We start from the raw sequence: 26823 nt of genomic DNA, 5'->3' as shown, positions 1-26823 counted from the left end.
GCTTCAACGCGTCGAGAAAGTCTGATTCCGAGCAAAGCGATAAGGCGAGGGAGAAATTCGGCGAAGAAACGATATCATGTCGAAGACACGCTCTTCGGAAGCCCAGGGTTGCGTCCGCAGCTTCAGAAACGGTACAACCCGGTGTCCGGTTCTTCTTTTACCCATACCTGCATAAACCCGGGTTCGCGATTGTCCCAGGCATAATAAGGCACAAAGCGCACAGGAGGCCGCCCCGGAATACGGCTCTCCGCTTCGAGTACGGTCACGCCGCCCAGAAGGTCGGGATCGTGCAGGACCCGGACGGCCCGAACCGGGTCGAGTGCGAAACCGTCATACGCCAGTCCGGGATTGTCCCGTTCTTCCAGCGCGTAGACGATCGGGCCGCGCCGAAGAGCGATGCGGCCGAGGTTGTCTTCCGCTTCCGGGCGCGCGCGCACCACCTCGACCGGCATATCCAGCACCAGCCGGATCTGATCGCCCGGACGCCATATCCGGCGCAGCTCCAGGTATCCGCCTGACGGTACCGCGGCAGTCTCTTCCCCGCGGACGAACAGCCGATAGCTCCGGCACCAGCCCGGAAGACGCAGCCTCAGCGTGAATTCGGACGTTTGGGCCGGGCCGATGCCCAGATCGACCGTTCCGTCCCACGGATAATTCGTGACCTGCGTGACTTCTACCCTGCGTCCTCCGCCGGCCGCAAGATCGGCTTTGCCGCCGATATACTGGTTGATCGTGATCCCGTCACCGCTTTGGGCGTACGCATACTGCCCGATTGCGGGCAGAAAGCGGACCAGATTGGTCGGGCAGCAGGACGTATCGAACCATTCGACCCGATGATGATCGCCCCGGGAAGCCAGCGGATTGACGTAGAAGAACCGGTCGCCCGAGAGCGAGATACCGGACAGCGCCCCGTTGTACAGCTCCGTCTCGACGAGGTCGGCATATTTGCCTTCGCCGAAGAGCAGATTCATGCGATGGTTCCAGAATGCCATGCCGATTGCCGCGCAGGTCTCGCAGTAGGCGCTCTCGTTGGGCAGATCGTAATCGTGCGTGAAGCCTTCGTTATGCCGCGACGGTCCGATCCCGCCCGTTATATACAGATTCCGTTCCGCCGTATGCGCCCATACCCGCTTAAGGGCACCGATGTAGGCGGAATCGCCGGACAGGCGGGCGTGATCCGCCATCGCCGTGTACAGATACATCGCCCGCACGGCATGGCCTGTAACCCGTTCAATCCCGCTTACCGGCACATCGTCCTGGCAGTAAGCCGGTCCCCATTCGGGATTGTCCCAGATTTCGCCTTGGCCGCGGCCTTGGCCCCTCTCCTCCAACAGCCACAGCGCAAGTTCCAGGTAGCGCACCTCGCCCGTGACGCCGTACAGTTTCACCAGGGCCAGCTCGATTTCTTCATGGCCTTCGACCCAATGCTGTTTGCCCGGACCGAACCGTTTATCCATATGATCGGCCAGCCGGCAGGCGCTATCGAGCAGTTTTCGTTTGCCCGTAGCCGCATGGTAGGCGACCGCCGCTTCCAGCAGATGGCCGGCGTTGTACATTTCGTGCTTTTCCATGTCTGTCCATTTGCGGTCCGGCGCATTCAGCGTGTAGTAGGTATTCAGATAACCGTCCGGCTCCTGCGCCGCGCAGATCTCGTCGATCGCCGCGTCCAGCCGGGCTTCCAGTCCGGTATCCCGCTGCAGCATCAGCGTATAGGCGGCGCCTTCGATCACCTTGTACACGTCGGAATCGTCGTAATACATCCCCCGGAATTCCCCGGCCATCCGGCCGGACGCTTTCGTGAAATTGTCGAGGCGCCCCGTCTTCTCGCATTGATCCAGACAGACGGGAAGCGTTATCTTGCGAACCTGCTCCAACCGGGGGCGCCAGAATTTGTCCCAGATCTTTACGCTTGTGAACGGCACGCTGTCCCACCGTTTGATCTTCGTTTCGGTTGTGATCATCTTCCCGCTCCTTTAGCCCTTCAATCCGGTCAGCGTAATGCCTTCCAGAAAGTATTTTTGTCCGATCAGGAACACGACGACGCAAGGCAGCACGACCGCTGCGGACGCCGCCATCAGCAGATCCCACTGGGCCGTATACGTCCCCTGGAACATCTGAAGTCCAAGCGCCAGCGTAAACAAATTCTCGCTTTTGAGATAGATCAGCGGGCCCATGAAATCGTTCCAGGTCGCCAGGAAGCAGAACAGCGACACCACGATAATCGCCGAGCGGCTGAGCGGGAAAATGATCGAGCGGTAGATTTGAAAATAAGACGCCCCGTCCACGAAAGCGGCTTCGTCGAAGTCCCGCGGAATGGTCAGATAGAATTGGCGCAGCAGGAAGATATTGAAGATGCCTCCGCCGAAGTAGGCGGGCACGATCAGCGGGTAAAAGGTATCGTAGAAACCCAGGGCCTGCCAGCCGAGGAAACTCGGAATCAGCGTCACCGCCCCCGGCAGCATCATCGCGGACATCAAGATGGCGAAGACGACATTTCGGCCGGGCCAGTCGATACGCGAGAAGCCGAACGCCGCGATACTGCTGCTGACCACCGTGCCGATAATGACGGAGATCGTGATCGTAAACGTGTTCATGAAATACGTGCCGAAAGGCAGCACGGTGAGCGCCCGGCCGAAGTTTTCCCAGCGCACGGGCCGGGGAATCCATTCCGGCGGCATCGTGAAGATTTGCGACAGATCCATTAAGGAGCTGCGGATCAGCCACAGAAACGGGCCGATAAACAGCACCGTAATCAGCGCCAGCATCAAGTAGGCAAAAGTCAGCGACAGCTTGGACGATCTCATCAGCGACCCTCCCCTTCGTAATAGACCCAGGACTTGGACGTGCGGAACACTAGGAACGTGAAGAACAAGATCACGAGGAACAGCACCCAGGCCAGAGCCGAGGCATATCCCATCTCCGTGTCCCGGAAACCGGTTCTCCACAGGTAGAAGACGTAGAACAAGCTTTTGTTGTTCGGTCCGCCCTGAGTGAGAATATACGCTTCGTTGAAGACCTGGATCGAACCGATCAAGGTCATGATCGCATTGAAAAAGATCGTCGGCGATACGAGCGGAATCGTGATATGGCGCAGCTTGCTGAACCAGCCTCCCCCGTCCACGTCGATCGCTTCGTAATACTGGCGCGGGATGCCCGACAAACCGGCGAGAAAAATGATGACCGTTCCTCCGATTCCCCACAGCGATGTCAGCACGACAGCCGGCACAACGGAATTTTCTCCGTACAGCCACAGACTGCCCGGCAGTCCGACCGCATTCAGCAGCGTATTGATCAGCCCCAGGTCGGGATTGAGCAGCCACATCCAGATCATGGCCGAAGCCACGGCCGGCACGATACTGGGGAGATAGACGACGGTACGGAAAAAGGCTCTGCCTTTTACGTTCATATTCAGCAGCAGCGCAATGAAAAACGACAGAACAATAACGGCCGGAACGCGCAGGACGACGAAGTAAAAGGTCGCCGCAAGAGACGGGTAGAAATAATCGTCCGCCCCCGAGAACATACGGACGTAATTGTCGAATCCGATAAACGAAGTCCGGTCTTTGAACACCGAATAATCCGTGAAACTGAGCACCAGACTCGCGATCATGGGTCCCAGTGTAAAGACAATGAATCCGACGATGGCCGGCGAAGTAAACAGCAGTCCGTAGAACAAGCTTTTTCTCATATTGACCTCCATGTCCGATACGCATGCGGATCAGGATGGCAGCGGCCGAATCCGTACCGGAGCGCTTCCTGTCGAATCTGCAGGACGCCGCGCGAAACCGGAGGAAGGGCCCGCCCTTCCCCGGTCTCCGCTTCTCGGCGCGGGACGTATCTGTTGTGCGTCTCTGCCGGGCAGCCCGGCGTATTAAGCCGCCGAACTTCTAGTCCCGGCGGCCCTGAACCTGCGCCTGGGCTTTCTGGGCGACTCCGTCCAGCGCTTCCTGGGCGCTCTGCTGACCGAGCCAGACTTTGTCGAGCGCCGGCGTGACGACGTCCATGATCTTGTTGAAGTTCTTGACGTAGCCCGTCGGCGTCGGATGGCTGTTTTCCAGCAGCATGTCGATGACGGCTCCCTGGTAACCGGACGGACGTGCCGCCTGGTCTTTGGTCCAGCGGTCGAGCAGCGCCTGGTCGGTATACCAGTCCCGCTCTGCCGGCATCCAGGTGCCCGCCGTCAGCATGTCGATCGACGACTCCGGATCGATCAGCGCCTTCATCAGTTCCCACGATTCTTCCGGATGCTCCGTGGATTTGAACATGGAGAACATGGCGCAGACGACCGTGGTGACCGGCTTTTTCATGACCGGCAGCACACCCACATTAAAGTTGAAATTGGACTTGGCCAGCGAGGAGCTGACCCACTGTCCTTCGATCGCCATGGCAACCTTTTTCGTTTGCAGGGCCACGTGGGTTGCGGGAATATTCTTCGACTGGACCGGCGAAGGCGCGACATGGTGCACGTTGACCAGATCCGCCAGATTCTGCAGCGCTTCCACCGCTTCAGGCTGGTTCAGCGCGAAAGTCTTGCCGTCTTCGGAAATGAAGTCTCCGCCGTTGGAATAGACGAAGTTGCTGTAGCTGGCCCACCAGGACGCCAGATTGACGCCGTACTGTTTGATATTCTTGGGATCGAAATTCGGGTCCGCCGCATTGCGCCCCTGATTGTCCAGCGTCAGCTTCTTGGCGACCTCCACGAATTCGTCCCAGGTCCATGCGTCTTTCGCATCCGACGGCGGCGGCTCTACGCCCGCTTCCTTGAACGCATCTTCGTTGTAGAATAAGCCGAACGTTTCCGGACCGGGCGCGATGCCGATAATATTGCCTTCTTCCAGCGAATAGGTAATATTCGGCACCAGGCTCTCGGCGTTGAGATCCGGATCGTCGGTCAGAAAGTCCTGCAGATTGTAGAACTTGCCCTGCTCGGCCAGCGGATAAGCGATACTGCCCGATTCCATCATCGCTACGTCGGGCACGTCGTTGCCGGCCACCATCGTCGTCAGCTTGGTGTCGTAATCCGCCGCGATATGCTGCAGCTGCACTTTGATATTCGGATGTTCGCTCTCGAATTTCTTGATTGCGATCTTGTAGGGCTCCACTTCGTCGGGCGCCCCCCATGCGGTCAGGCGCAGCGTAATCCGTTCTCCGCCGCCGTCCTTGTCCGATCCGGAATCCGTTTCGCCGAGCTGCGAACCGGAACGCGTGCATCCGGCCAACACCGCTGTCGTCAGAAACAAGACCAGGATTACCCAAGCCGTTTGTCTTTTTACTCCCGCCATCTGTTCGTTCCCCCTCGGTTGGTGTGTGGGTCATAGCTGCAGTCTATGATTGCTTTCAGTATAGGTTCTCTGATAACGCTTACATAACCCGAACTTCATTGGATAGGTGGACTATGATTGGCTCTGATCCGGCAGCCGGATAACGACAAGGGTCCCTTCGCCCGGCGAAGATTCGATCGTCACCGAAGCTTCGGGCCCGTACTGCATCCGGATTCTCGCGATCGTATTGCGGATCCCGACGGAAGCGCCTTCTTCTTCGGCAATGGCTTCAAGCACCGCCGCCTCCATGCCTTTCCCGTTATCTCCGATCCCGTAGATCCGATTCCCTTGTTCGATCCGGCCGGCAATCCGGATCAGACCGCCGGATTCCAGACCTTCGAATCCGTGCAGGATGGCATTTTCCACAAACGGCTGGAAAGTCAGTCTCGGCAGATCGTATCCGAATAACCGGGGATCCAAATCGTATTCGACCGTAAATTTGTCTTCGAAGCGGGCCTGCATAATATAGAAATAACTGTTCATCCATTCGATCTCCTCGTCCAGCGATACCGTTCCCCATTCCCGCCGGGAGGTATAATGCAGCATATTGGACAAGCAGACCAGCATGCGGCTCAATTCGCGCTGGTCGTTTTCGATCGCCATCCAGTTCATGACGTTCAAAGTGTTGTAGAGAAAATGCGGATTCATCTGCCGGTTCAGCGCATGGATTTCCGCTTCCTGTTCTTTGAGCCGGGTCTCGTAAACTTCCGTCACAAGCGAACCGATCCGGTCGTTCATCCGGTTGAAATGCCTCAGCAGCTGTCCCAATTCGTCGCTTGAGGTGACCGGTACGCGCGCGTCGAAATCGCCTTCGCCGACCGAACGCATCGCCGCCGTCAAACGCTGGACGGGCTTGGTGATCTTGCCCGAAATGAAATAGGCCAAAGCCAGTGCGGCGACGGTCATGATGACGGCCAGCAGCAGCGTCGAAGTCCGGATTACGGGGGCGAGTTCGCGAATCAGCGACGATTCCGGCGTGATCACGATCGACAGCCACCCGGTGACTTCCGAACGGTCGAAGCAGACGATGACCCGTTCGCCGCCGAGCGTCATCCGCCGCTTGCCGCTGCCCAGTTCCTGCAGCTCCTTCACCCACGGCTCGGCATAAGTACGCGAAATAAGCGCCGGATTATCTCCCGCCGCTACGCGATTCTGTTCGTCCAGTACCAAATACCGCGAACGGTCGGGCAGACTGCCCGCGAACAGCTCGTTGAGCGCTTCGGACTTGAAGCTGATGACCAGTACGGGCCGTTCGACATCTTCGTCCAGCCGGCGCAGAATGGAATTATACAAATAGGAAAAGTCGAGCACACGGGTCGCCGAGAACAGTTGGCGGAAATCGATATTCTCCCGGGCGTAATCCGGTTGGGCGAACATGCCCGCGAAGTCGTAGGTGGGATACCAGACCAAGCGGCCGCCGGCTTCCTTCGCGGTACGGTACACCTCCGATTTCGTCGGGTCGCCCTGCGGAAGCTGCTGTCCGAAAGTGAAGTACGACGTCCACAGCTGATACGTATATACATCGTCGATCCTCGAAAAATAATTGCGCAGCACATCGGAGACCTGCCGGTCCGCAGCCAGCAGTTCCGAACCGCTGGACGGGTCCAATTCGTTGAACAGTTCGAACAAATCCCTGTCCGTGAACAAAGCCATGCTGTTCTGGTCGATGATTCGCAGCTTGGTATCCATCAGTTCGTTGTTCTTGCGGACGATCTCGTATACGTTATCCTGCGCCTGATCCGTGACGACGCGCAGACTCGCCTGATAGAACAGAGTGCCGAGGACAAGCAGCGGAATGGCCGTCAGCAGGACATAACTGGCCAATAAACGGGAGCGGAACGAACGCGAACGCTTCATTCGGCCGTCACCTGTCGGATCGAGCCGTGCTTATAAGCGGCTGGCGATATCCCGTGTGCTTTCTTGAACACGCGGCAGAAATATTTGGTGTCCGGGTAACCGCAGGCTTCCGCCGTTTCCCGAATCCGGCGTCCCGCGCCCAGCAGCAGCCTGGCCCGCTGCATTCGCGCTTCCGTGAGATGACGGGTGAACGTGCTGCCGGTCTGCTGTTTGATCCAGGTACTGAAATACGAAGGATTGAAAAAAAACCGTTCCGCTGCGCGCTCCAGCGTCAGCTCTTCGTGCAAATGCTCCTCGATCCATTTCAAGCAGTCCGCCGCAAGCGCGTCGGCATCGGCTTCTGCGCTTGCGCAGACTTCCGGGTTCGCCGATGCCGCTTCCGACACAGGCCGTTCATCGTAAAATACCGGCCCGTGCAGACTCCTGCGAATACCGTGGCTGCCCGCTTCCCGGGCCAGACGGAAAGCGTCCGCGCCTTCGGCCTGCAGCGGCGTGCAGAACGGACCGATTCCGTGAAACACCTCGCCGTATATCTCCAAATCGCCCAGCATACGATCCGCGCACCCGCGGATTTCCATACGTTCTTCGGGTGACAAAGGCGCGGAATCGCGAACGATTGTAACCGTTTGCATAACTCCTTCCTGCCAGCTGTCTATGGCAAACGAAGAGGCGTCTCCCAGCTGCGACCAGCCTGTCTCCAATCTTCTCAGGACCTGCTGCGCGTCGAAGTCTTGCCGCCGCTGCGGCTTGATCCCGATCTCCGTGAAGATCACAAGGCCGCTTGCTTGTAGCCGCTCCGTATGTTCCAGCTCCCGCGCTTCGTCCGACGGCAGGCTGCCGTCCAGCCAATCCGCGAACAGACGGCTCCGATACACGGACTGCGCCCGGACCAGGCGCCGCTGCTGTTCGTTCGTTTCGTGCCGCTGACGCTCTTCCAGCTCCAGCTCCTCTTCGATCCGCCGAAGCATCGCTTCGAGTTTGCTCCCGTCCACCGGTTTGAGCAGATAATCGCTTGCTCCGTACCGAAGCGCTTCCTGCGCGTAATCGAACAGATTGTACGCGGATACCATGACGACGCGGGGCTTCGGCCGCTCGCTCTCCAGCCGCTTCAGGAACTGCAGGCCATCCATGTTCGGCATTCGGATGTCCGTCAGCACCAGGTCCGGCCGATCTTCCCGGATTCGCTTCAGCGCCGCTTCGCCGTCTCCGACAGCATCCAATCGATTGCCCGGACTCAGCGACAGGATCAGGTTCATCATTCCCCTGCGATGGCGGGGCTCGTCGTCCACGATCAAAATATTCATTCCGAACCAACCTCCGTCTCCTCTGGATCTGCTGTATAAAGGTGTTGTCGCTGACTATTATACCGTCGAATCTCAAGCGTGCAGAAGGACAGATCTATTGGAAAGGTGGACTTTCTTTAGGTTCCCGACGAGTCTCACGCGAGATCGGGCGCACGAACAGCCGCAGCGTCCACGCGCTGCGGCTGTTCATGATCTATTTTTTGTGAATTCCGTTTAAGAAAACCGTACCAGCTCGTCCACCTTTACCGGCCGGCCCTGCGCCATGGAGAGATTGGCCGCAATGCCGGTAAGGATCGAACGCGCGCCGTCTACATGGTCGGCTGCCCGGCGGAACCGATCTTCGGCCGGTTCGCCGAACAGATCGTTCAGCAGCACCGGATCGCCGCCGCCGTGGCCGCCTTCGCCTTCTTCGAATTCCGCTTTGTACGGCTCGCCGAACATCGGGAAGACGAGAATGTTCGCACCCTTCAGCGCGCCTTCAAGCGCCTTGTCGCCGCCGGCGTTGACATACGATTGTTCGACGACGTTCGCTTCGATCCGCCCCCGGGTTCCGTTAAAAGCGATCCGGTAGCCTTCCCACGGCAGATAGGCATTCAGCGAATACGTCAGCAGCGCCCGATTTTTGTACCGGACCATGACGCTCATCGTGTCTTCGATCGAGATGCCGTCGCCGAATACGCTCTGGTCGCGAATATAGCCGTCTTCGCTTTCGGCGTCGAGGTACATCGCTTTGAGCTGTTCGTTGTCATCCAGCGTCAGCGCAAAAGGATCGCCTTCGGCGTTCGGATGCCCCGTCGCCCGATCATAGAATTTCGTTACGCCGCGGTTCTCCGCATTTTCCCGGCCGTAGAACAGCAGGTCGCCCATCGCGAACACCGTGTCCGGCTGCGAAGCGATCCAGAAATTCACAAGATCGAAATGATGGGTCGACTTGTGCACCAGCAGGCCGCCTCCGTTGCGCTTGTCCCGATGCCATCTGCGGAAATAATCGGCGCCGTGCCGCGTGTTGAGCAGCCATTCGAAATGGATCGACGTTACGTCGCCAATCGTACCGTCTTCGATCAGCTCGCGGATTTTCGTATGATGCGGCGCGTACCGGTAATTGAAGCTCACCTGCACTTTGCGCCCGGTACGCGAGACGGCGTCCAGGATCTCCTGGCATTTCTTCGCGTCGGTCGTCATCGGCTTCTCCGTAATAACGTCGCATCCGAGTTCCAGCGCCCGCACGATATACCGGTGATGCGTGCGGTCGACGCTGGTCACGATCACGCAGTCCGGCTTCTTGTCGGCGATCATGTCTTCGAATCGGTCGCTTGGGTACGTATCCACTTCGGGGCAGGCGTATTTCTCTCGCAGCAGCTTGTTCGCATAGTCCATCCGTACCGGGTTGATATCGCAAAAAGCGAGCAGTTCCGCCGTTTCCCGAAAACGGTTCGCGATCGCTCCATAGAAAAATTCCGCCCGGCCGCCCGTGCCGACCAGGACATACGTTTTTGTGCCCATTTTGTCCCCTCCTCTGATTGCCCTGCCTGCTTGTAAGCGTACCGCAAAAAAAGATCGAATTCTCCGCTTTTTATGTTCAAATGGGCGAAATGCCGCTTTTTATGCACAAAATCCGCTTGCGGCCCTTCCAAAGACACGTCAAAAACCCGTGCTTGGAAAAAGCACGGGTTTTGCGTCCGTCCGATACGACCAATCCGCCCCGGCTCGATTCGACCCGCTGCAATCCCTAATCCGCCAACTCTTCCGCCGGACCGCCGGAAGCATTCGGGGACAGCCGGATCGTGATCGTCTTGTCCAGCGGCGTCATGAGGTTAACGGATACGGCTTTGCAGCCGCTTGGCAGGTTCGCTTCGCGGACCGACTTCGACAAATGCGACAGTTCACCGCCTTCCAGCTCGATCCAGTCTTCGCCGCATTCGTAGCGCAGAATCCCGCCGCTCCACAGCCAGCGATCCGTTCCTGCTTCGAGCAGCTCGCCGGATACGATCTCTCCTTCTCCGCCGAACACGAACGACAGCTGAGTCATGACGTCCTGCGGCTCCTCCGCCGCAATCCGCAGAACCCAGGCGTTTCCTTTTTCCGCGGACCGGGCCTCGACCCCGACGCGGAACGTCTGCTCATGCGTCAGTTCCCGCGCATGGTGCGGCAGCAGATACCACGGACTGATCTTCGTTCCGGCCGAAGCCGGAAGCTGTTCGCGGCGAACCGGTCCGTAGTACCCTTTCTTCTGTTCGCCGGACAGGCGGTAGCCCCCGCCTTCCGCCGGCGCCATCTCCTGCATCGGCACATAACCCGGAGAGAAGTACGAGGAGACCTGCACAGCCAGAAGCCGCGCCGCGCCGTGGCGCAAAGCGAAGAAAGACGGCGTCTCGGTCATCAGCGTCACACTGGTGCCGCCGTCACGGATACGGGCGACCGGCGCTCCGAAGTCCGTATGCAGACGACTGTGGAAGATACGTCCGTAATGCCCCGCCCCTTCCATGTCTTTCAAATAACCGCCGCGCAGGAATTCGCCGTTCAGCACTTTCTCGTAACGCGTGGGTACGGCCGCGGCGGCTTGGCCGGCTTCGGCCCCGAAAGGCCCGCGCAGTTCGGGATCCAGCAGCATTTGCACCAGAACATGAACGGAAGCGGCGCCGGGTCCGTCAAGTACGGCGCCTGCGAGTTCGGCCATACCGGCCAACAGCGGATCGCCGCCCTGCAGCGCCAGCATGGCATACGGCAGGTAATACGGCGACAGATCGTGGAAATGGCCCAGATCCTGCCGTCCCGAATAATCCGTGACAATCTCGCCCGACGGATGGACCAGATAGACCATCATGCGCAGATTGAGACGCACGGGCTCCAGCAGTTCCGGGCGACCGAGCAGACGCGCCGCATAGATCAGCATAATATCGCTGACCGCGCTGTAAATCCCGTTGCTGCGCTCGGTCCATTCGCCGTCCGGCGTAATATCCATGCCTTCGGCCAACCATTCGTCGGCACGGCGGAGCGCTTCTTCGCTGCACAGGAGACGGTGCAGGCAGCCGAGCGCCGCGCACAATACCCAGCGATGGTTCGGCGTGTGACCGCCTCCGGTCACAAGAGCCGGGAGCGTACGCTCAAGGAACAGCTTCATGTTGCCCAGTACCGGACGCAGCGGCTCCCACTGCGCCCGTTCCAGCAGTTCATACAGCTGCGAATAACCCACGACGACAAAAGCCGTATCCGGCGGCGAATGGTAATTCGTCCAGCCCGGCGAGATCGAACCGTCGCCGTGCTGGGCGCGCAGCACGAACTCCGAAGCCAGCCGCAGCCGTTCCAATAACGATTCGTCGCGGTAATGCACCGAATCCGGATTCACCAGCGCGCTTCCCCAGTTGCACATATCCGTCGGCGTTCCCGACGTATGATTGACCCAGGCGATCCCCGTCGACGGATCTACGGTGCCGCCGTAATACCGGCTTTCCGGTTCCAATACCTGCCTCAGCAGGCCGCTTTCTACCGCTTCGTCGTTTTTTTGTACCAGCCGTTCGTAAAGGATAAGCTCGTCCTCCCCTGTATTTCCGCCTCATATCGATTCTCTTAAAGTCTTGCTGCATCGTGCCCCGCTTTCGACGCCCGCTCCGCCAGCTTATCCGTCAGCATCCGGTGACCGGCTTCGATTTCATCGGGCAGGCAGGCCGCTTTCAATTCGTACACTTTGGTCCCGGCGCGTTCGATCACGGGCAGATAGGCATCATAGAACCGCGGGTCGCCGCTGTGTACGTACGGACACCAGTGATCGGACAATCCGATCGTTTCGTGAATATGGACACCGACGATATGATCCATCAGCCCGTCCATCTCTCCCACGCTGTCGTACAGGCCAAGCCGGTCCATCATGATCGCATGTCCCGTATCGTACCAGATGCCGACCGGCGCTCCCCGGAGCGCTTCGATGACCGTCTTCGCTTCCGCGAGCGTCGGCATCTGGTTCGGACGCGATCGCGTCTCGATCCCAAAGCGGACGTTCAGCCCCTTGGAAGCGGCCAGATTGCACGCTTCGTCGAGGCTTGCGATAATCCGCTGCAGATAAACGTCCGCCTCGCTTTGCCGGCGTTCGATAAACTCGGCCCAGGCGGCGCGGTACGCTTCCGATTCCCGGCCTTCGCTGTGATACAGCTTCTCCAGATGCTTGACGACGGCATGGTCGATCGGCACTTCGCCGGGATGGACCACAACGGCTTCCCCGCCGTAACGGTGCGCGTAATCCGCCGATTCGACGAGCAGCGAGACCGCTTTGCGCCGGCGAGCTTCGTCTGCGAATCCGAGCAGCAACGAATCGGTGCCGTAATCGGGGTCGGGCATGTGCGGGAACGTATTGTGCACGCTGGACACGCCGATCTCCCCGCGTTCGATCATCGGCTCGATCTCCTTGAGCATCTCCCGCGTTACATTGTAATTCAGCTCTACCCGGCGAAAACCGAGCGCGGCGATCTCTTCGATCATCGCACGTCCGCCGGGCTGCCGGCGGATATTCCAACAAGTCGAAAACGAATACGAACCTTTGTCGCTTGCTTGGGTATCGTCCGTGAGACTGTCGTTCATGCGGCATTCCTCCTTACGCATTTCCCGTTTAGTCGCAGGATCAGCCTTTGACCGCTCCGAGCATGACGCCGCTGACGAAGTACTTTTGCAGCCACGGATACACGCACAGAATCGGCACGGTAGCGAAGACGACGGTGGCCGCTTTCAGTGCTTCCGGTGTCAGCGCAGTACGGTTCGCGCCTTCCATCTGCGTCAGTTCGGTCACCATGTTGTTTTGTACCATCTGGAACAGCTTGAGCTGCAGCGGATAAATCTGCGGGTCGGTGATGTACATGAGCGCATCCTGGAATCCGTTCCAGCGGCCGACCGCATAGAACAAAGCGAGCGTCGCCATGACCGGCAGCGACAGGGGCAGCACGATTTTCATCAGCGTATGCAGATACGAACTGCCGTCGATCTCCGCGGACTCTTCCAGGCTCGGCGGGATGTTTTTGAAGAACGTAATCAGGATAATGAGGTTAAACGGACTGACCAATCCCGGCAAAATGAGTGCCCAGACGGAATTCAGCATGTGCAGATCCCGGATCAGCAGGTACTCGGGAATGATCCCGCCGCTGAAGAACATCGTAATGACAATCAGATACATGAAGAATTTGCGGCCTTTCAGCTTGCCTTTGGTCAGCGGGTACGCCGCGGCGATCGTGAACAGCATACACAGCAGAGTCGTTGCGAGCGTCAGCAGAATCGTAAAGCCGAGCGATGTCAGCATGGAATGATCGGAAAAGACCTGCGTGTAAGCGCCCCAGTTCAATTCGACGGGAAGCAGCGTAACCTCGCCCGAGGTAATCGCCCGGTTGGAGCTGAGCGAGACCGCGATCATATGCACGAAAGGCAGCAGACAGAAGAGGACAAACAGGGATACGAACGTGATATTGACGATATCGAAAATCCGGTTCGAGGTGCGTGAACTCATCTCGGAGACTCTCCTTTCCCTGGTTCGGAAGTGGGTTTAGCCGCTTAAGGAGCGGATGTTGCATAGGTAAACGACTTCGCAGGCAAGATTACATGATACCGTCTCCGGTGACCTTTTTCGAAATATAATTGGAACCCAGGATGAACACGAGACCCACAACGGCCTGGAACAGCCCGACGACGGTAGCCAGCGTGTATTGACCCGATTCCAGGCCGATTCGGTAGACGAACGTACTCAGCACGTCCGAATATTCGCGCACGGCCGTGTTGCCGATGATGTACGGGCGGTCGAAGCCGATACTGACCATTTTGCCAAGGTTCAGGATCAGAAGCGTAATGATCGTCGGTTTGATGCTTGGCAGCGTGATATGCCAAATTTTCTTCATCCGCGAAGCCCCGTCGACGTCCGCGGCTTCGAACAGCTCCTTGTTGACGCCGGTCAGCGCAGCCAGATAGAGAATCGTGCCCCAACCCGCGCTCTGCCAGACTCCCGTGAACAGATACGTGATCAGCCACGAATTTTTGTCCGTCAGGAAAGGAAGCGGATCCATGCCGAGTCCCTGAAGTATCGCGTTCACCATACCCGACTGGGTGCCGAACAGCTGATACACGATCCCGCCGATAATGACCCACGAGATAAAGTGCGGGATATACAGGAGGGTCTGCGAGATTTTTTTGAACCAGGCGTTCCGGATCTCGTACAGCATGATCGCCAGAATGATCGGCGCCGGGAACGAGACGAGCAGATCAAGAAAATTGAGCATAAACGTATTGCGCAGTGTGATATAGAAATCGTTCATGGCGAAGACTTCGCGGAACGCTTCCAGACCGATCCATTCGCTTCCGTTGATCCCCTGGAACAAGTTGAAGTCTTTGAAGGCGATCTGTACGCCGTACATCGGACCGTAGCGGAAGATCAGAAAGTAGACCAGCGGCAGCGAGAGAAGCGCATAAAGCTGCCAGTAGCGTTTGATGTAAGACTTTCTTTTGCCGAAATCTCCCGATTTACTCGCATGGGTTGCTTTGGTTAAAGTCAAGTCGGTCTCCTCCTCGCGGACAGATCGGGTTTCGGCGTCCCCTTTTGGCGAACGCCGAATCCTGTCTGCAAAATGAAACCGGGGCTAAGCCGTACGCCGTTCACGCCGTTCGTCCCGGTCTGTTGCTGCGGCTGCTTATTTCTTTTCCTGCAGAGCCTGTTCCAGTTCTTCTTTGAGCGCGGTACCGCCGATGTTCATGTAATCTTTCATTTCGCGTTCGTAGACGGCTTCGAATTGGTCCGGTTTCGCCATCGCGGACTGCACAATCACGATTTTGAGCTTGTCGTTCAGCGCCGTGCCGTATTTCGATTCCGCTTCGATCGGACGATCGAAGACGATCGGACCGACCGTATCGGTATTCGCGATATCAATCGATTCTCTCATCAGTTTCTGGTTGTTTTTCGGGAAGCCGGCGATCCATGCTTTTTCGTTCATTTCCTGATCGCCGATCACTTTGCCGTTGGCCATGATCGCCATATCGCCGCCGTTGTAGACGCGGTCTTTCGTTTCCTGCGGCGCGTCTTCCTTGATGACCGGAATGCCGTCGACCAGATCGTAGTTCTCGCCTTCCACACCTGTCGACATTGTGAGCAGGTTATTGTCGGAAGTCATCCAATCCAGGTACTTGATCGCTTCGACGGAACGCTTGCTGCTTTTCGGAATCATGATATACATCCCGTTCGGACCGTAACGCGATTTAATATGCTTGCCGTCCGCGTTGGGATTCGTGTAAGCATCAAGTGCCGCGATTTTGCTGTCCGGGACGTTTTTGGTCAGGTTGTCGAGCCCGCCGTCCGCGTACAGGATTTGCCCCACGTCTTCCGACATGTAGCCAATATTGCCGTTTTGGAAATCTTTATACAGCTGTTCTTTTTCCTCATCGAGACTGAAGTCGGGACTGATGAGTCCTTCGTTGTACAGTTTGTTCAGGAACTGCATCGATTCTTTGAAGCCTTCATGCAGCGGCAGCTCATAGCGCTGGCTGTAAGTCAGGTCCCCTTCGACCGGTTTAATGAAGGAATAGATCAGCGTTTCATATTGGGCCGGTGCAAGCGCCATGCCCATCGGGATATTTTTGGCACCGAGTCCGGCCGGATCTTTTTCTTTAAACGCTTTCAAGGTTTCGTACAGCTCATCCGTTGTCGTCGGAGCTTTCATGCCGACTTTGTCCAGCCAATCCTGGCGGATATAGGAGTTGTAACGGGCCGTGATCGCTCGTTTACCCGGAATCGCGAACTGCTTGCCTTCCAGCTGGCCGAATTTCAATGTCTCGTCGCCCAGGTATTTTTGCAGGTTCGGACCGTGTTCTTTGATCAGTTCGCCCACATCGGTCAAGCCGCCCTGCTGTGCGTACCGATAGAAGACACTGGAATCGTAGACGAACACGATATCCGGAACGTCGCTCGCGCTTGCCATCAGCACGTTCAATTTAGTCGTTTCTTCCGAACGCTGGACCGGTACGAATTCGACATCGATATTGTTTTTGTCGCCGAATTCTTTTTGCACGTACTGCGTTAACCAGTTATTCGTGATCGTGTACGGAGACGGGCTGTTGCCGCGGTCGAACACTTCCACTTTCAATGTGACGCGTTCGCCGTTCGCACCCGCTGCCGCCCCTTCTTTGGTAGAAGCTTCTCCGCCTCCGCAGCCCGACAACAGCCCAACCCCCATTACGGTGGCGATTGCGGCTCCCATTGCTTTTTTAATGACCCCTCTGCGCGTTTTGCCTGTCATTTTCCCATCTCCTTTTTCTGTGGTGTGACGGTACTGCATCATCTTCAGACCCCTGCAGCAGTTCAGACAATTTTGATGTTCCGGCTATAGAAACAAGCGCTTGGCTTGAGTCCGGCTTCTGCGCTTTCCCTGTAGAAGAAACCGCTGCAGCCTGTTTCGGAAGTGCCCTCAGTATTCCACACTGCGGCTCGGACTGGCAATAAACCTCTTTCGGATTTGAAAAAGAAGCCCAAAATCGCCTTTCGGTTTATCCAACCGTCTTTTTTCGTCAACCTGACCTTTTTCGCGGGAAAAAGGCTTAAGTAATCGCTTACAAAACACAAAAAAACCCGGTTTATAAACTATTTTCGTGCAACTGCCGAGATTCGTGCGGCGGGTTTGGAGCTTCTTTCCTGTTTAAAGGGAAGCTAACCTACAGCAAAAAGCCGCATTCGCCAACCTGTTTCCCGAAACGGGAAAACCGGTGCGAATGCGGCTGCCTGACTTCAATTCTCGAGCGGAGGCAAACTTCGTTTCTGCCGGCGATAGTCGCCCGGCGTGATTCCCGAAATACGCTTGAAGACCCGGCCGAAAGTAATCGCGTTGGCATAGCCGACTTTGAGCGCAATATCCTGAAGCGGACATTCCGATTCCAGCAGCAGCCTCTCGGCTTCCTTCATTCGAAGCTCGGTCAGAAAGTCTACGAACTTCATACCGAATTCCGTCTTGAACAAGTAGCTCGCATATTTGCCGGATACCTGAAACCGGTCGCTCAAATGCTTAAGGGACAGATCCGGATTGGCAAAATGTTCTTCGATATACGCCTTCATCTCGCTGACCATTGCCCGGTAGCTTTTAGTTTCGCTGGCCGATATATAGAGGCGGAACAGATCCGTCAAATAATCCGACAGCATGGCGCCGACTTCATCCAGCGTATCGGCTTCGAGCAGACGGCTTTCGAATGCGGCGGTCTGTTCTTCGGACAATGCCTGCTGAAGCGAGTCGGACATCACGGCCACTTCACGGCGCAGCATCTGCAGCAGTGCCCGAATAAGCGAACGGATATCTTCGTCCTGGACAAAATCCTGTTCGAATTCTTCGATCAGCAGCTCCAATTGGCTTCGCCACTGTCCGTTCGACATCCGGAACTGCTTAACCAGCTCCGCAATCGTTTGCAGATACTTATAGGTCTCCAGCAGCCTCGGCGACGAATCTTCGGTGCCGGCCAGCACGATATCCCCGCCGAGCAGCAGTTTGTGCCGCATGACGGATTCGGCCGCTTCATAAGATATGCGGATATGTTCCGGACCGTCTACCACCGGTCCGATTCCGCAGCAGAGTGACAGCCTCAGATGGCTCGCCACCCAGGCCCGATAACTCTCGGCCAGTCGGCGGAGCGCTTCGGTCGTCTCGCCGTCTTCGGATTCGGCCAGGAAGACCACTGCCAGCCGGTCTCCGCCGACCCACTCGGCCCAGGCCTGCAGCCCCGACCCTCTTGCCAATTCCTGAAAAACGTTCATCAGTGCAAACTTGAGCGCGTTCTGGTCTCCCCGCGTGTAGCGGCCCTGAAAGACGCTTTCGTATTTCTCGATCTCATGCACGACGACGGCAAACCGGGATGCAGCCGAAGCGCCTTCAAGAGGCGACAGCGTCTGCAGGCGTTCGACCGTCTGCTCGGCGCGCTCGCTTCGCAGCAGTTCGCTGAACAATCGGCTGCGCTGCAGCCGTTCGTTCTCCCGGCTCTTCTGTTCGTAATCCTGCGTATGGTGAATCAGACTCTCGAGTACCCCGTCGATCATCTTCAGCTCATCCGTTTGGGTCCCGCCCTGATCCATCGTCCGGATCTGATGCGCTTCGATCCGGTTCATAATGACTTGGACCGGTTTGTAATTGCGGCGGGTGATATAAACCAGGTACACGATCGCGCACAGCACGGTGCCCAATGCAATCGCAACCCACAGATACGAGATGACCGATACCCATCCGAACAGACCTCCCGCTTTGATTCCGCTGGAAAAGGTCCATCCCAAACGGTTAAGCTTCAACTCGTTCAGTTTCTTGCCTTCTCCCGGCGGTTCGGAGTGGGCCTGGTAGATTTTCTCTCCGTTTGGGCCCGCAATATCAAGGAACGAAAGCTGTTCGTTGACCCGATTGTCGACCAGCCGTTCGATGGCACTCATCTTGACATTGATCACGAGTGTCCCTTCGGTACCGAACGGCAGCGGCATACTCTTGTTGATCGTAAGGACACGGACAGGCATCCCGACGGCAAGATCGGAGGAATATTCCCGCAGGGGCTGCCAGCCCGCCGCCAGCTTGTTCGCATCGATCCGCTTAAGCCAATCCGCGTCGGCGAACCCTTCCGTTCCGGTCAGCCCGCTCTGGGTCAGCACAAATTGATTCCTGCGGTCGTACAGATACACAGATTCGATATATGGCGAAGCGTCGGTCATGTTCCGCAGGCTGCGGGCGATCGTATACGCATTCGTCTTGTCTTCGGCTGCGGAGCCGTTGAAATAAGATTTGTAGGCCGGTTCGGACTCCACTTCCTCCAGTACCGACATTTCGGCTTCGCGCACGGCCCGGTCCACATCGTCCACCAGATAACGGGAGGCCGCCCGGTCCGCTTTTTGCGTCTCCTGCCTGGAGATGTCATTGACGAAAACAAACGAAGTGAAGATCAGAATCGTAACAGTCAGCAAAAAAATCGGAAAATAGGACAGCAGCAGCCGGCGGTACCAGGTTCGGGACATTGGGTGACTTCCTCCTCGCTTTACGGCGTGCGGATCCTGTTAGAGCCCTGCTCGGTTTGTTTATACGCGGTACAAAGCCTCGCCAAGCAGCACGATGGCAAGCGCTTGTCCGTAAGCCATGGGAGCGGTCACGATCGCCGCATAATCTTCGCGCAGCCGCCCGATCGGCGTGCCTGCCGAGACGCCTTCAACCTTACCGTCCGTGCCGATCCGTTCGAGTACGGCAGCGACGGTCCGCATCGCGGGCTTCGCGTACTCTTCCGGCAGGAGCCCGCGGCGTACGCCGAACAGAATCCCCGCGGCGATCGCGGCAGAACCCGAAGTTTCGGTATAGCTGCCCGGTTCGTCCAGCAGGGTATGCCAGAGTCCGCTCTCGTGCTGCAGACCAAGCAGGGCTTCGCTTTGGGAACGGAAAGTCTGGGTCAGATACAGCAGCACGCCTTCGCTCAAATAAGGGCGCATCAGATCGATATATTCGGGCAGTCCAAGCGTAAACCAGCCGTTGCCCCGGCACCAGAACGCTTCGCTGAAATTATGCCTGCCGGTAAAATGCCAGCCGTGGAAGAACAATCCCGTTTTGCGGTCGTACAAATATTTGATATGTAGCAGAAGTTGATGCAGCGAGGTCTGCCGCCAATCTTCGCGGTCGTATTTGACGCCCATCTTCGCGGTGAACAAAATAGCCATAAACAGCGTATCGATCCAGATCTCGTTCTCGTTCAGCGTCAGTTCGGCCGATGTGCGGCCGGTTGTCACGTGCTGGTAGCCGCCTTCTTCGGTACGGGGCAGACCGTTAATCAACCACTCCGTCCATTCCAGGCTCAGCGCCTCCGCCTCGTCCAGATCCATCAGCGACAGCAGAGGCGCCGTCGTGTTGATATTCCGGCTCGGCATCCCCTGCTCGAACCGGGCTTGCATCCAGGGCCGGGCATAGTCGCCGAAACGCCCGTCTTCGAAGTACCCGCCGATCTTCGCCAGACCGTACAGGCCTACTCCCTGCGGCCAGTCCCACTCGTCCATTCCGAAATCCCGGGCAAAATAACCTCTGCGTTCCGCTTCGCCGTCGAGAGCCTGAAGTTCGCTTTCATTATCGGGACGCTGCAGGTTCATCAGACGATCCGTCACCAGGTCGAGCGCTTCGACCAGTGCGCTTTTTGTTACGCTCCCAGAAGCCTGGCTGTCCACCTCTGTTTCCCCTCCCGATTTTGTATCGATCGCCCCTTTGTTGTTCATGCTCCGCCTCCGTTCGTCTGTTTGCCCAAGTGCTCAGAAATCCCGTCCGGAAGTCTCTTCGGCCGAATCTCTTCAATTAAGCGCTTCCTTTTTAACTTATCGCTTATTATAGGGGAGTCGAAGCCTGTTTTCAATCGAATTTGAAAAGGTGCGGATGAACGGCCGGGGATATTCGGTACAAATCCAAACGAAAAAAAAGCAGCGAATCTCTTCTCTGGAGAAGAGATTCGCTGCTTGGGTCCATCGGATGCCGAGAACCGGACTCGAACCGGTACGGGACTACTCCCGGCAGATTTTAAGTCTGCTGTGTCTGCCATTCCACCACCCCGGCTTAATAAGGAAAGTTTGCCGACTCAAAAGATCATAGCATGCCATTCTTTCCTCTGTCAATCCCAAGTATAGGAGCGGCAAAAAGGGAATCGATTCGGCTTTTCCGGCCGCGCAAAAGCCGCGTTCCTGTCGGAACGCGGCCTCGGCTGCAAGCTGTGGAGCAGAATCAGATCTTGAAGCGGCTGACATTGGCATGCAGCTGCTCCGCCGTCTCGGACAGCGCCGAGGAAGAAGATGCGATTTCTTCCATCGAAGCCAGCTGCTGCTGCGTTGCCGCCGACACTTCCGTCATCCCCGACGAAGCTTCTCCCGCGATCGTCGAGCTCTGCTGGACATAATGCAGAATCTCGGTTGTGCTGGCGGACATTTGCTCCGCTCCCGCCGACACCTCTTCGATATCGCCGGCAACTTTGCCGACGGCTTCCAGAATGTTCTCAAAAGCATCGCCGGCCGCGGACACCATTTCGATGCCTTTATAAACTTCCCGATCGTTGGCTTCGGCCGCTTCGATCGCACTGCTCGTATCGGATTGGATCAGCGAGACGAGTTCGGTAATCCGCTTCGCCGATTCCGAAGACTGTTCGGCAAGCTTGCGTACTTCGTCGGCGACCACCGCGAATCCCCGACCGGCTTCGCCCGCGCGCGCCGCTTCGATCGCGGCGTTCAGCGCCAGCAGATTGGTCTGCGACGAAATAGCCGTGATATCGTTAGTAATCATCCCGATTTCTTCCGAACGGGTGCCCAGCTCTTTGACTACGCTGCTCATGGAGGCGACGGAGTCGCGAATCGAATCCATTTGGCCGATGGCTTGACGGATCGCTTCGTTGCCGCTTTCCGATTTATGGGCGGCTTCGGCTGCCGAGGAAGATACGGTCTGTGCCCGCGTTGCGATCTGATTGGCCCCGATCGACATTTCCTGCATGGCCTGCGAAGAAGTTTCCGCAATATCCACCTGGCGAACCGTGCCGGCTGCCGTTTCCTGAACGGTAGCCGCGATTTGTTCCGAAGCGAGTTTGTTTTGTTCGGCGCTTGCCGTAAGTTCTTCCGAGGATGCGGCCACAAGTTCCGAAGATGCGGCTACCGACTCGATCAATTCGCGCAAACTCAGCGTCATGACGTTAAAGGAAGAAGCCAGTGCGCCGATCTCGTCGCGTCCGCGAACTTGAATCTCTTCGCCGGTCAGATCGCCGGCCGCAATACGCTCGGCCGCTTTTTGAACGCGTTTCAGAGGCGTTGCGATCATCCGGCCGAGCAGCAGCGCAACCAGCACAGCGAGAATGATGGCGATGGTACCGAGCACGATAACGATCAGGGTAGCCGCTTCCGACTTGTCGACCGCTTCCGACGTTTTGCCGCCTGCCTGCCGGTTATCCAGTTCGATCAATTTCATGATGGTGTTGTTGGCCGTTTCCCAACGTCCATACACTTCGCGGTGAATCTTGCGCGAATTCTCCACCTGATTGTTCTGCGCAGCCTGAATCAGCGGCGGCAGCGCCGCGACAAACGCATCATATTCAGTCGAGAACTGATCGTACAGCCGCTGCTCTTCATCGCTGCGGATCAGGGTCTGATACTCGGTTCTTCCCTGTTCAATCTTCTCCAGCAGGGCCGTATAATCTTCCAAGATCGAGACGAAATTGCTTGAACGGTTTTCAACGATCAGATTCAGGACCAGCCGTTCGATATCGGAAATATCGCCGTTTAACGTTCCGAGCAGCGTGACGCTCGGCATCCATTTCGTGTTGACTTCCTTGGCCTGCTGGCCCATTCCGTTGAGATTGCTCAGCGAAACGAGACTGACGATGACGAGCAGGACAATCACACCCATAAATCCGCTCAGCAGTTTGATTTGAATCGAATTCTTCATGCTGTTTTTCCTCTCCTGTCTGTACTGGTTTCTCCTAAAGACGAGCCTGCCAAAATGTCCGTTCCCGGCAGGCTGCAAACTCTATTTATTTATCGACAAAAATCCCCGGGAATTTAGAGAACGGCTCAGAATTTCCCGTTTGTCTTCTTTAGAAGCGTTCTGCCCCGTCATTTTCTTTTGTGAATTTTTCACCTTTTTGTTTATTAATGCATCGAACAAAGATTTGGAATTATTTATACAAAAAAAGGTTGGCAGCGCGTTTACACTGTGCTAATATAACCTCAACAGAAAGGAGGTGCGTTCACATCTATAATGGCATGCTGAGCGTATCCCTTACCCGAGCCGGTGCAGCTCTTTAACGAGAGATTGCCCGGTGGCGCGGGATACGGAAGCCAAGCAAGCAAATAGCGCCGCGGGTAGAGAGGCCGTCCATATGGACGGCCTTTTTTTGAGGTCAAAAAAAGAAGCTTCCCCAAGGAAACTTCCTCTTAATGCAGCGCATCCCATTCCACGTGCCGGTTCGGCAGCCATCCTTCTTCGCCGTTCATCCGGCGGCATCTCAGCCAACCGTTCTCCGCTTCCAGCACGGTCAGACGTTCCCCGGGTTCGACGGTTAATTCGTGCGCGCTGTATGCGGCAAGTCCGATTGCCCGTTTCCCGGACTCGTCCCGGATCAGACGATTAACCGGCACCCAGCCCGACCGGCCGTACGGATGATGGCAGCGGATCCAGCCGGGGTTTTCTTCGTCTTCTTCTTCCGTTAGGATACATTCCCCTTTTTGAAGTTCGATCGGTTCCGGATACGCCGTCTTATAAGCACGGATCACGGTCACTTTCTGAATCGCTATCGTGTCCGTTCTCGTTTCCTTGTTCATTCTCCGATTCGCTCCTTATGTATGAACCGTCCGTTCGACCGGACGATTTCGATTGCCGACTAATCCGCAGCCCAAGCACTAGGGTCTGGCCGCATAAACGGCTCTTCGTGTATTCTTGGGCATTTCCCGCCGCCGGAACGGCGACGGACGGCAAGCCAGAATCCGGTCTTTGCGGAACGTTCGCCGTTCGCCGCTTGCCAGACAGGTCGAATATACCAGCTCGCCGCGAATCCCGTGCACTTCGATTCTCCGCTGCGACAGATTGCCGTCTTTGTCCATATAGACGATCTCCACTACTTCTCCGATATACTTGGCCGGCATTCTCGTTCCCTCCATTCCGAACGTTTGTTCGATATGTTTATTATATACGAACGCACGTTCTTTTTCAAGCCGGCGAGTCCCTATTTTGTCTATAAAAAAGGACCGCCGAATGATATCGGCAGCCCTTCGCGATGAATCTTCGAATCCTTTGTCCGGCTTTTGCGCCGGCTGTTCCGGGGTGGTTCCTCCGCTCATTTATGCAGATGGAAAGGAACCGTCGTTACGATCACATCTTTGTAATTGAGCAGATAAGCCCGCATCATAAGACTGGTCTGATTATGCAGTACCGCTTCCCACCAGTGTTTGGTAATAAACTGCGGAATCAGTACCGTAATATTGTCGTGTTCGCCTTTTTTCCACTCTACCGTCTCGATAAACTTGCGCAGCGGGCGCATGATACTGCGGTAGCGGGATTTGAGCACGATCAGCCGGATCCCCGGATCCCACTCGGCCCACTTGTCTTCCATCTTGCGGATCGACTCGTCGTCGAATCCGATATAGACGGCTACGACGCTGTCGGACAGCGTTTTGGCGTAGCTGACCGTGTTGCGTACCACCTGCGTGATTCCGGATACGGGGATAATGACCGTGTTGCCTTTGACACACGGCTTGTCCACCGCCAAATCGATCCGCAGCTGGTCTGCGGTATTCTCATAATGGCGATAGATTTTGGCAAACAGATAAACAACGAACGGCAGGAAGACGAAAATAATCCAGACCTGCGAGAATTTCGTGAATACGAAAATCAGCGTAATCGACAGCGTCGTCAGCATACCGATTGTGTTCACGACCAGCTTCCCCTGCCAGCCTTTCGGTTTGTGCTTGATCCAGCGGATCATCATCCCCAGCTGCGACAGCGTGAACGGAATAAATACGCCGACCGCGTACAGAGGAATCAGACTGTCCGTATTGCCTTTGAACGCGACAACCAGAACGGCCGACATGACGCTCAGGAAAATGATGCCGTTCGAGAAGCCCAGGCGGTCGCCGCGTACCATGAACATATGCGGCAGGTATTTGTCTTTGGCCAGCATGAAGGCCAGCAGCGGAAAAGCCGAATACGCCGTATTGGCCGCCAGGAACAGAATCAGCGCCGTTACGCCCTGAATCACGAAATACATCCAGCCCCGCCCGAACGTCGCTTCCGCGATCTGGGAGATGACCGTTGCTTTCTCGTCGGGACGAATTCCATACCAGTAGGCCAGCAGCGTAATCCCGGTGAACATCGCGCCAAGGATCAATCCCATCATGACAAGCGTCGCCGCCGCATTTTTGGGAGCCGGGTCCCGGAAATTCGGAATGGCGTTCGAGACGGCTTCGACGCCGGTCAACGCCGAACAGCCGGAACTGAACGCTTTGAGCAGCAGGAACAAACTGACGTTCGAGATCGTCGCTTCCATCTGCGGTGCGGCAGCCGGTGCCCCGCCCGTCAAATAATTAATCGTGCCGATAATGATCAGCAGGAAAATCGAGACGACAAAAGCATAGATCGGAATCGCAAGCACCGATGCGGATTCCGTCACGCCGCGCAGGTTCATCAGCGTCAGGAACACGATCATGGCCAGCGCGATCAGTACGCGGTCTTCATGCAGAATCGGAAAAGCCGAGGTAATGGCGTCCGTGCCCGCCGAGGAGCTGACCGCCACCGTCAGGATGTAATCGACAAGCAGCGAGCCGCCGGCGATCAAACTCGAGAATTTGCCGATATTGTCTTTCGCGACGATGTAGGCGCCGCCTCCGGTGGGATAGGCAAAGATCGTCTGGCGGTAAGATACGATCAGAATCGCAAGCAGCGCCAGTACGGCCAGGGCGATCGGCAGCGAATACCACAATGCGGCAGCCCCTGCCAGCATAAGGACCAGCAGAATTTGTTCCGTTCCGTACGCAACGGACGACAAGGCATCCGACGAGAGGATCGCCAGGGCTTTGAGTTTGCCGAGCTTTTCGCCTTCCAGTTCGTTCGATTTCATGGGTCTGCCGATCAGAAATCTTTTGATTTTGCCTGTCATGGTCGGTTAACTTCCTTTTTGTTTAATGTCGTGGGTGAATATCAAATTTCGGAAAACGCATGCTCTCGCACGTCTTTCGAAGCTACCGCTTTACTTTAAGGATTTCGGCGATAATTAGCAATGTCAGATTGAGGCTGTTTTCATTCGTTTTCGTTCTTTTTTTCACATTTTCATGATTGGGCGCGATCATTGCGAAGCGCAGCGCGTTCAATCTCTGCCGTATGCCGGAAATGCTTGCTTTGTGAACGGGATCCAGCCCGATTTTACAAAGTGATTCATTCGAATCGGGAACGTGTATGCTTTTAAGAGGAAACAGAATCGATTGAAGACGAAAGGATGAACAAAATGACCAGAGACCAAGAGGCCGAACGTATCGACGAAGGACCGGGTCCCGACGGGATTCCCGAAGCCGATCAACGCTATGAAGATACCGATCCGGGTTCGTTCGACAAGATTACCGAAGACAATTTGACGGGCGAACGCAGCATCATTGACGACCCGGAAGACTCCGAAGAACTCGATAAATAAACCGCTCCGCATTTTGTGTGCGCGAAGAAGCCTTTTTTCCGGTATAATGAAGCTCCGACTACCGGTTAAGGAGGCTTCTTGGCGTGAGCAAAAAATCCCCTCGCAAAAAACAGGGCCGAGCCCCGTCGCTCATCACGATCGTCATTGCGGTGCTGCTGGCGCTGTTTGCCCCGCAGCTGTACAAGTGGGCC

General features: G+C 56.5%; 19 protein-coding genes and 1 tRNA gene. 1 reads left to right on the top strand and 19 read right to left on the bottom strand.

Going from position 1 to position 26823, the window contains the following annotated elements; genetic code table 11:
• Positions 1–122: 122 nt before the first annotated feature.
• From HOP44_RS01385 to HOP44_RS01295, 19 genes are all read right to left on the bottom strand, one after another.
• The gene (locus HOP44_RS01385) at positions 123–1961 is read right to left on the bottom strand and encodes a glycoside hydrolase family 127 protein (RefSeq protein WP_172249860.1); all 1839 of its coding nucleotides are present in this window, start codon (positions 1959–1961) and stop codon (positions 123–125) included.
• A 12-nt stretch (positions 1962–1973) separates the two neighbouring features.
• On the bottom strand, positions 1974–2804 hold the full coding sequence (locus HOP44_RS01380; protein ID WP_172249858.1) for a carbohydrate ABC transporter permease: 831 nt from the start codon (positions 2802–2804) through the stop codon (positions 1974–1976).
• A complete protein-coding gene (locus HOP44_RS01375; RefSeq protein WP_172194189.1) occupies positions 2804–3688 on the bottom strand; it encodes a carbohydrate ABC transporter permease in 885 nt (294 codons plus the stop codon). The genes HOP44_RS01380 and HOP44_RS01375 overlap by 1 nt, the downstream gene beginning before the upstream one ends.
• A 199-nt stretch (positions 3689–3887) precedes the next feature.
• A complete protein-coding gene (locus HOP44_RS01370) occupies positions 3888–5282 on the bottom strand; it encodes an ABC transporter substrate-binding protein (protein WP_172249856.1) in 1395 nt (464 codons plus the stop codon).
• Between the two features lie 111 nt (positions 5283–5393).
• Complete coding sequence (locus tag HOP44_RS01365; RefSeq protein ID WP_172249854.1) at positions 5394–7178, bottom strand: cache domain-containing sensor histidine kinase; 1785 nt, start codon at positions 7176–7178, stop codon at positions 5394–5396.
• On the bottom strand, positions 7175–8482 hold the full coding sequence (locus HOP44_RS01360) for a response regulator (protein ID WP_172249852.1): 1308 nt from the start codon (positions 8480–8482) through the stop codon (positions 7175–7177). Before HOP44_RS01360 ends, HOP44_RS01365 begins: the two co-directional genes overlap by 4 nt.
• A gap of 213 nt (positions 8483–8695) precedes the next feature.
• Positions 8696–9985, bottom strand: a complete 1290-nt coding sequence (locus tag HOP44_RS01355; protein WP_172249850.1) for a Gfo/Idh/MocA family oxidoreductase — start codon at positions 9983–9985, stop codon at positions 8696–8698.
• 226 nt (positions 9986–10211) lie between these two features.
• Positions 10212–12008, bottom strand: a complete 1797-nt coding sequence (locus HOP44_RS01350; RefSeq protein WP_172251503.1) for a prenyltransferase/squalene oxidase repeat-containing protein — start codon at positions 12006–12008, stop codon at positions 10212–10214.
• Between the two features lie 41 nt (positions 12009–12049).
• Positions 12050–13054 (bottom strand): sugar phosphate isomerase/epimerase family protein, encoded by a 1005-nt coding sequence (locus HOP44_RS01345; RefSeq protein WP_172249848.1) that lies wholly within the window; start codon positions 13052–13054, stop codon positions 12050–12052.
• A 40-nt stretch (positions 13055–13094) separates the two neighbouring features.
• Positions 13095–13967, bottom strand: coding sequence for a carbohydrate ABC transporter permease (locus HOP44_RS01340; protein WP_172249846.1), 873 nt, complete (start codon positions 13965–13967; stop codon positions 13095–13097).
• A gap of 88 nt (positions 13968–14055) precedes the next feature.
• Positions 14056–15003: an ABC transporter permease gene (locus HOP44_RS01335; protein ID WP_425501778.1), complete on the bottom strand. Its 948-nt coding sequence runs from the start codon at positions 15001–15003 to the stop codon at positions 14056–14058.
• Between the two features lie 135 nt (positions 15004–15138).
• Entirely contained in the window at positions 15139–16737 is a 1599-nt protein-coding gene (locus tag HOP44_RS01330; protein ID WP_172249844.1) for an extracellular solute-binding protein, read from the bottom strand.
• Between the two features lie 485 nt (positions 16738–17222).
• Positions 17223–19469, bottom strand: coding sequence for a helix-turn-helix domain-containing protein (locus tag HOP44_RS01325; RefSeq protein WP_172249842.1), 2247 nt, complete (start codon positions 19467–19469; stop codon positions 17223–17225).
• Positions 19470–19529: 60 nt separating this feature from the next.
• Positions 19530–20702, bottom strand: a complete 1173-nt coding sequence (locus HOP44_RS01320) for a glycoside hydrolase family 88/105 protein (protein WP_172249840.1) — start codon at positions 20700–20702, stop codon at positions 19530–19532.
• A gap of 248 nt (positions 20703–20950) precedes the next feature.
• Positions 20951–21033 (bottom strand) — tRNA-Leu (locus tag HOP44_RS01315).
• A 165-nt stretch (positions 21034–21198) separates the two neighbouring features.
• Positions 21199–22899: a methyl-accepting chemotaxis protein gene (locus HOP44_RS01310; RefSeq protein WP_172249839.1), complete on the bottom strand. Its 1701-nt coding sequence runs from the start codon at positions 22897–22899 to the stop codon at positions 21199–21201.
• A 488-nt stretch (positions 22900–23387) separates the two neighbouring features.
• Entirely contained in the window at positions 23388–23774 is a 387-nt protein-coding gene (locus HOP44_RS01305; RefSeq protein ID WP_172249838.1) for an SH3 domain-containing protein, read from the bottom strand.
• Between the two features lie 78 nt (positions 23775–23852).
• The gene (locus tag HOP44_RS01300) at positions 23853–24095 is read right to left on the bottom strand and encodes a hypothetical protein (protein ID WP_172193962.1); all 243 of its coding nucleotides are present in this window, start codon (positions 24093–24095) and stop codon (positions 23853–23855) included.
• A gap of 191 nt (positions 24096–24286) precedes the next feature.
• Positions 24287–26104, bottom strand: coding sequence for an APC family permease (locus HOP44_RS01295; RefSeq protein WP_172249837.1), 1818 nt, complete (start codon positions 26102–26104; stop codon positions 24287–24289).
• Between the two features lie 345 nt (positions 26105–26449).
• On the opposite strand from HOP44_RS01295, the gene HOP44_RS01290 reads away from it, so the two are divergent.
• Positions 26450–26632: a hypothetical protein gene (locus tag HOP44_RS01290; protein ID WP_172249835.1), complete on the top strand. Its 183-nt coding sequence runs from the start codon at positions 26450–26452 to the stop codon at positions 26630–26632.
• The last annotated feature ends 191 nt before the right edge of the window (positions 26633–26823 follow it).

Origin of the sequence: Saccharibacillus deserti, assembly GCF_013618475.1 — a bacterium.
GTDB lineage: Bacteria > Bacillota > Bacilli > Paenibacillales > Paenibacillaceae > Saccharibacillus > Saccharibacillus deserti.
The sequence above is the reverse complement of the archived record's forward strand: the minus strand, read 5'-3'. Positions and strand labels throughout refer to the sequence as shown.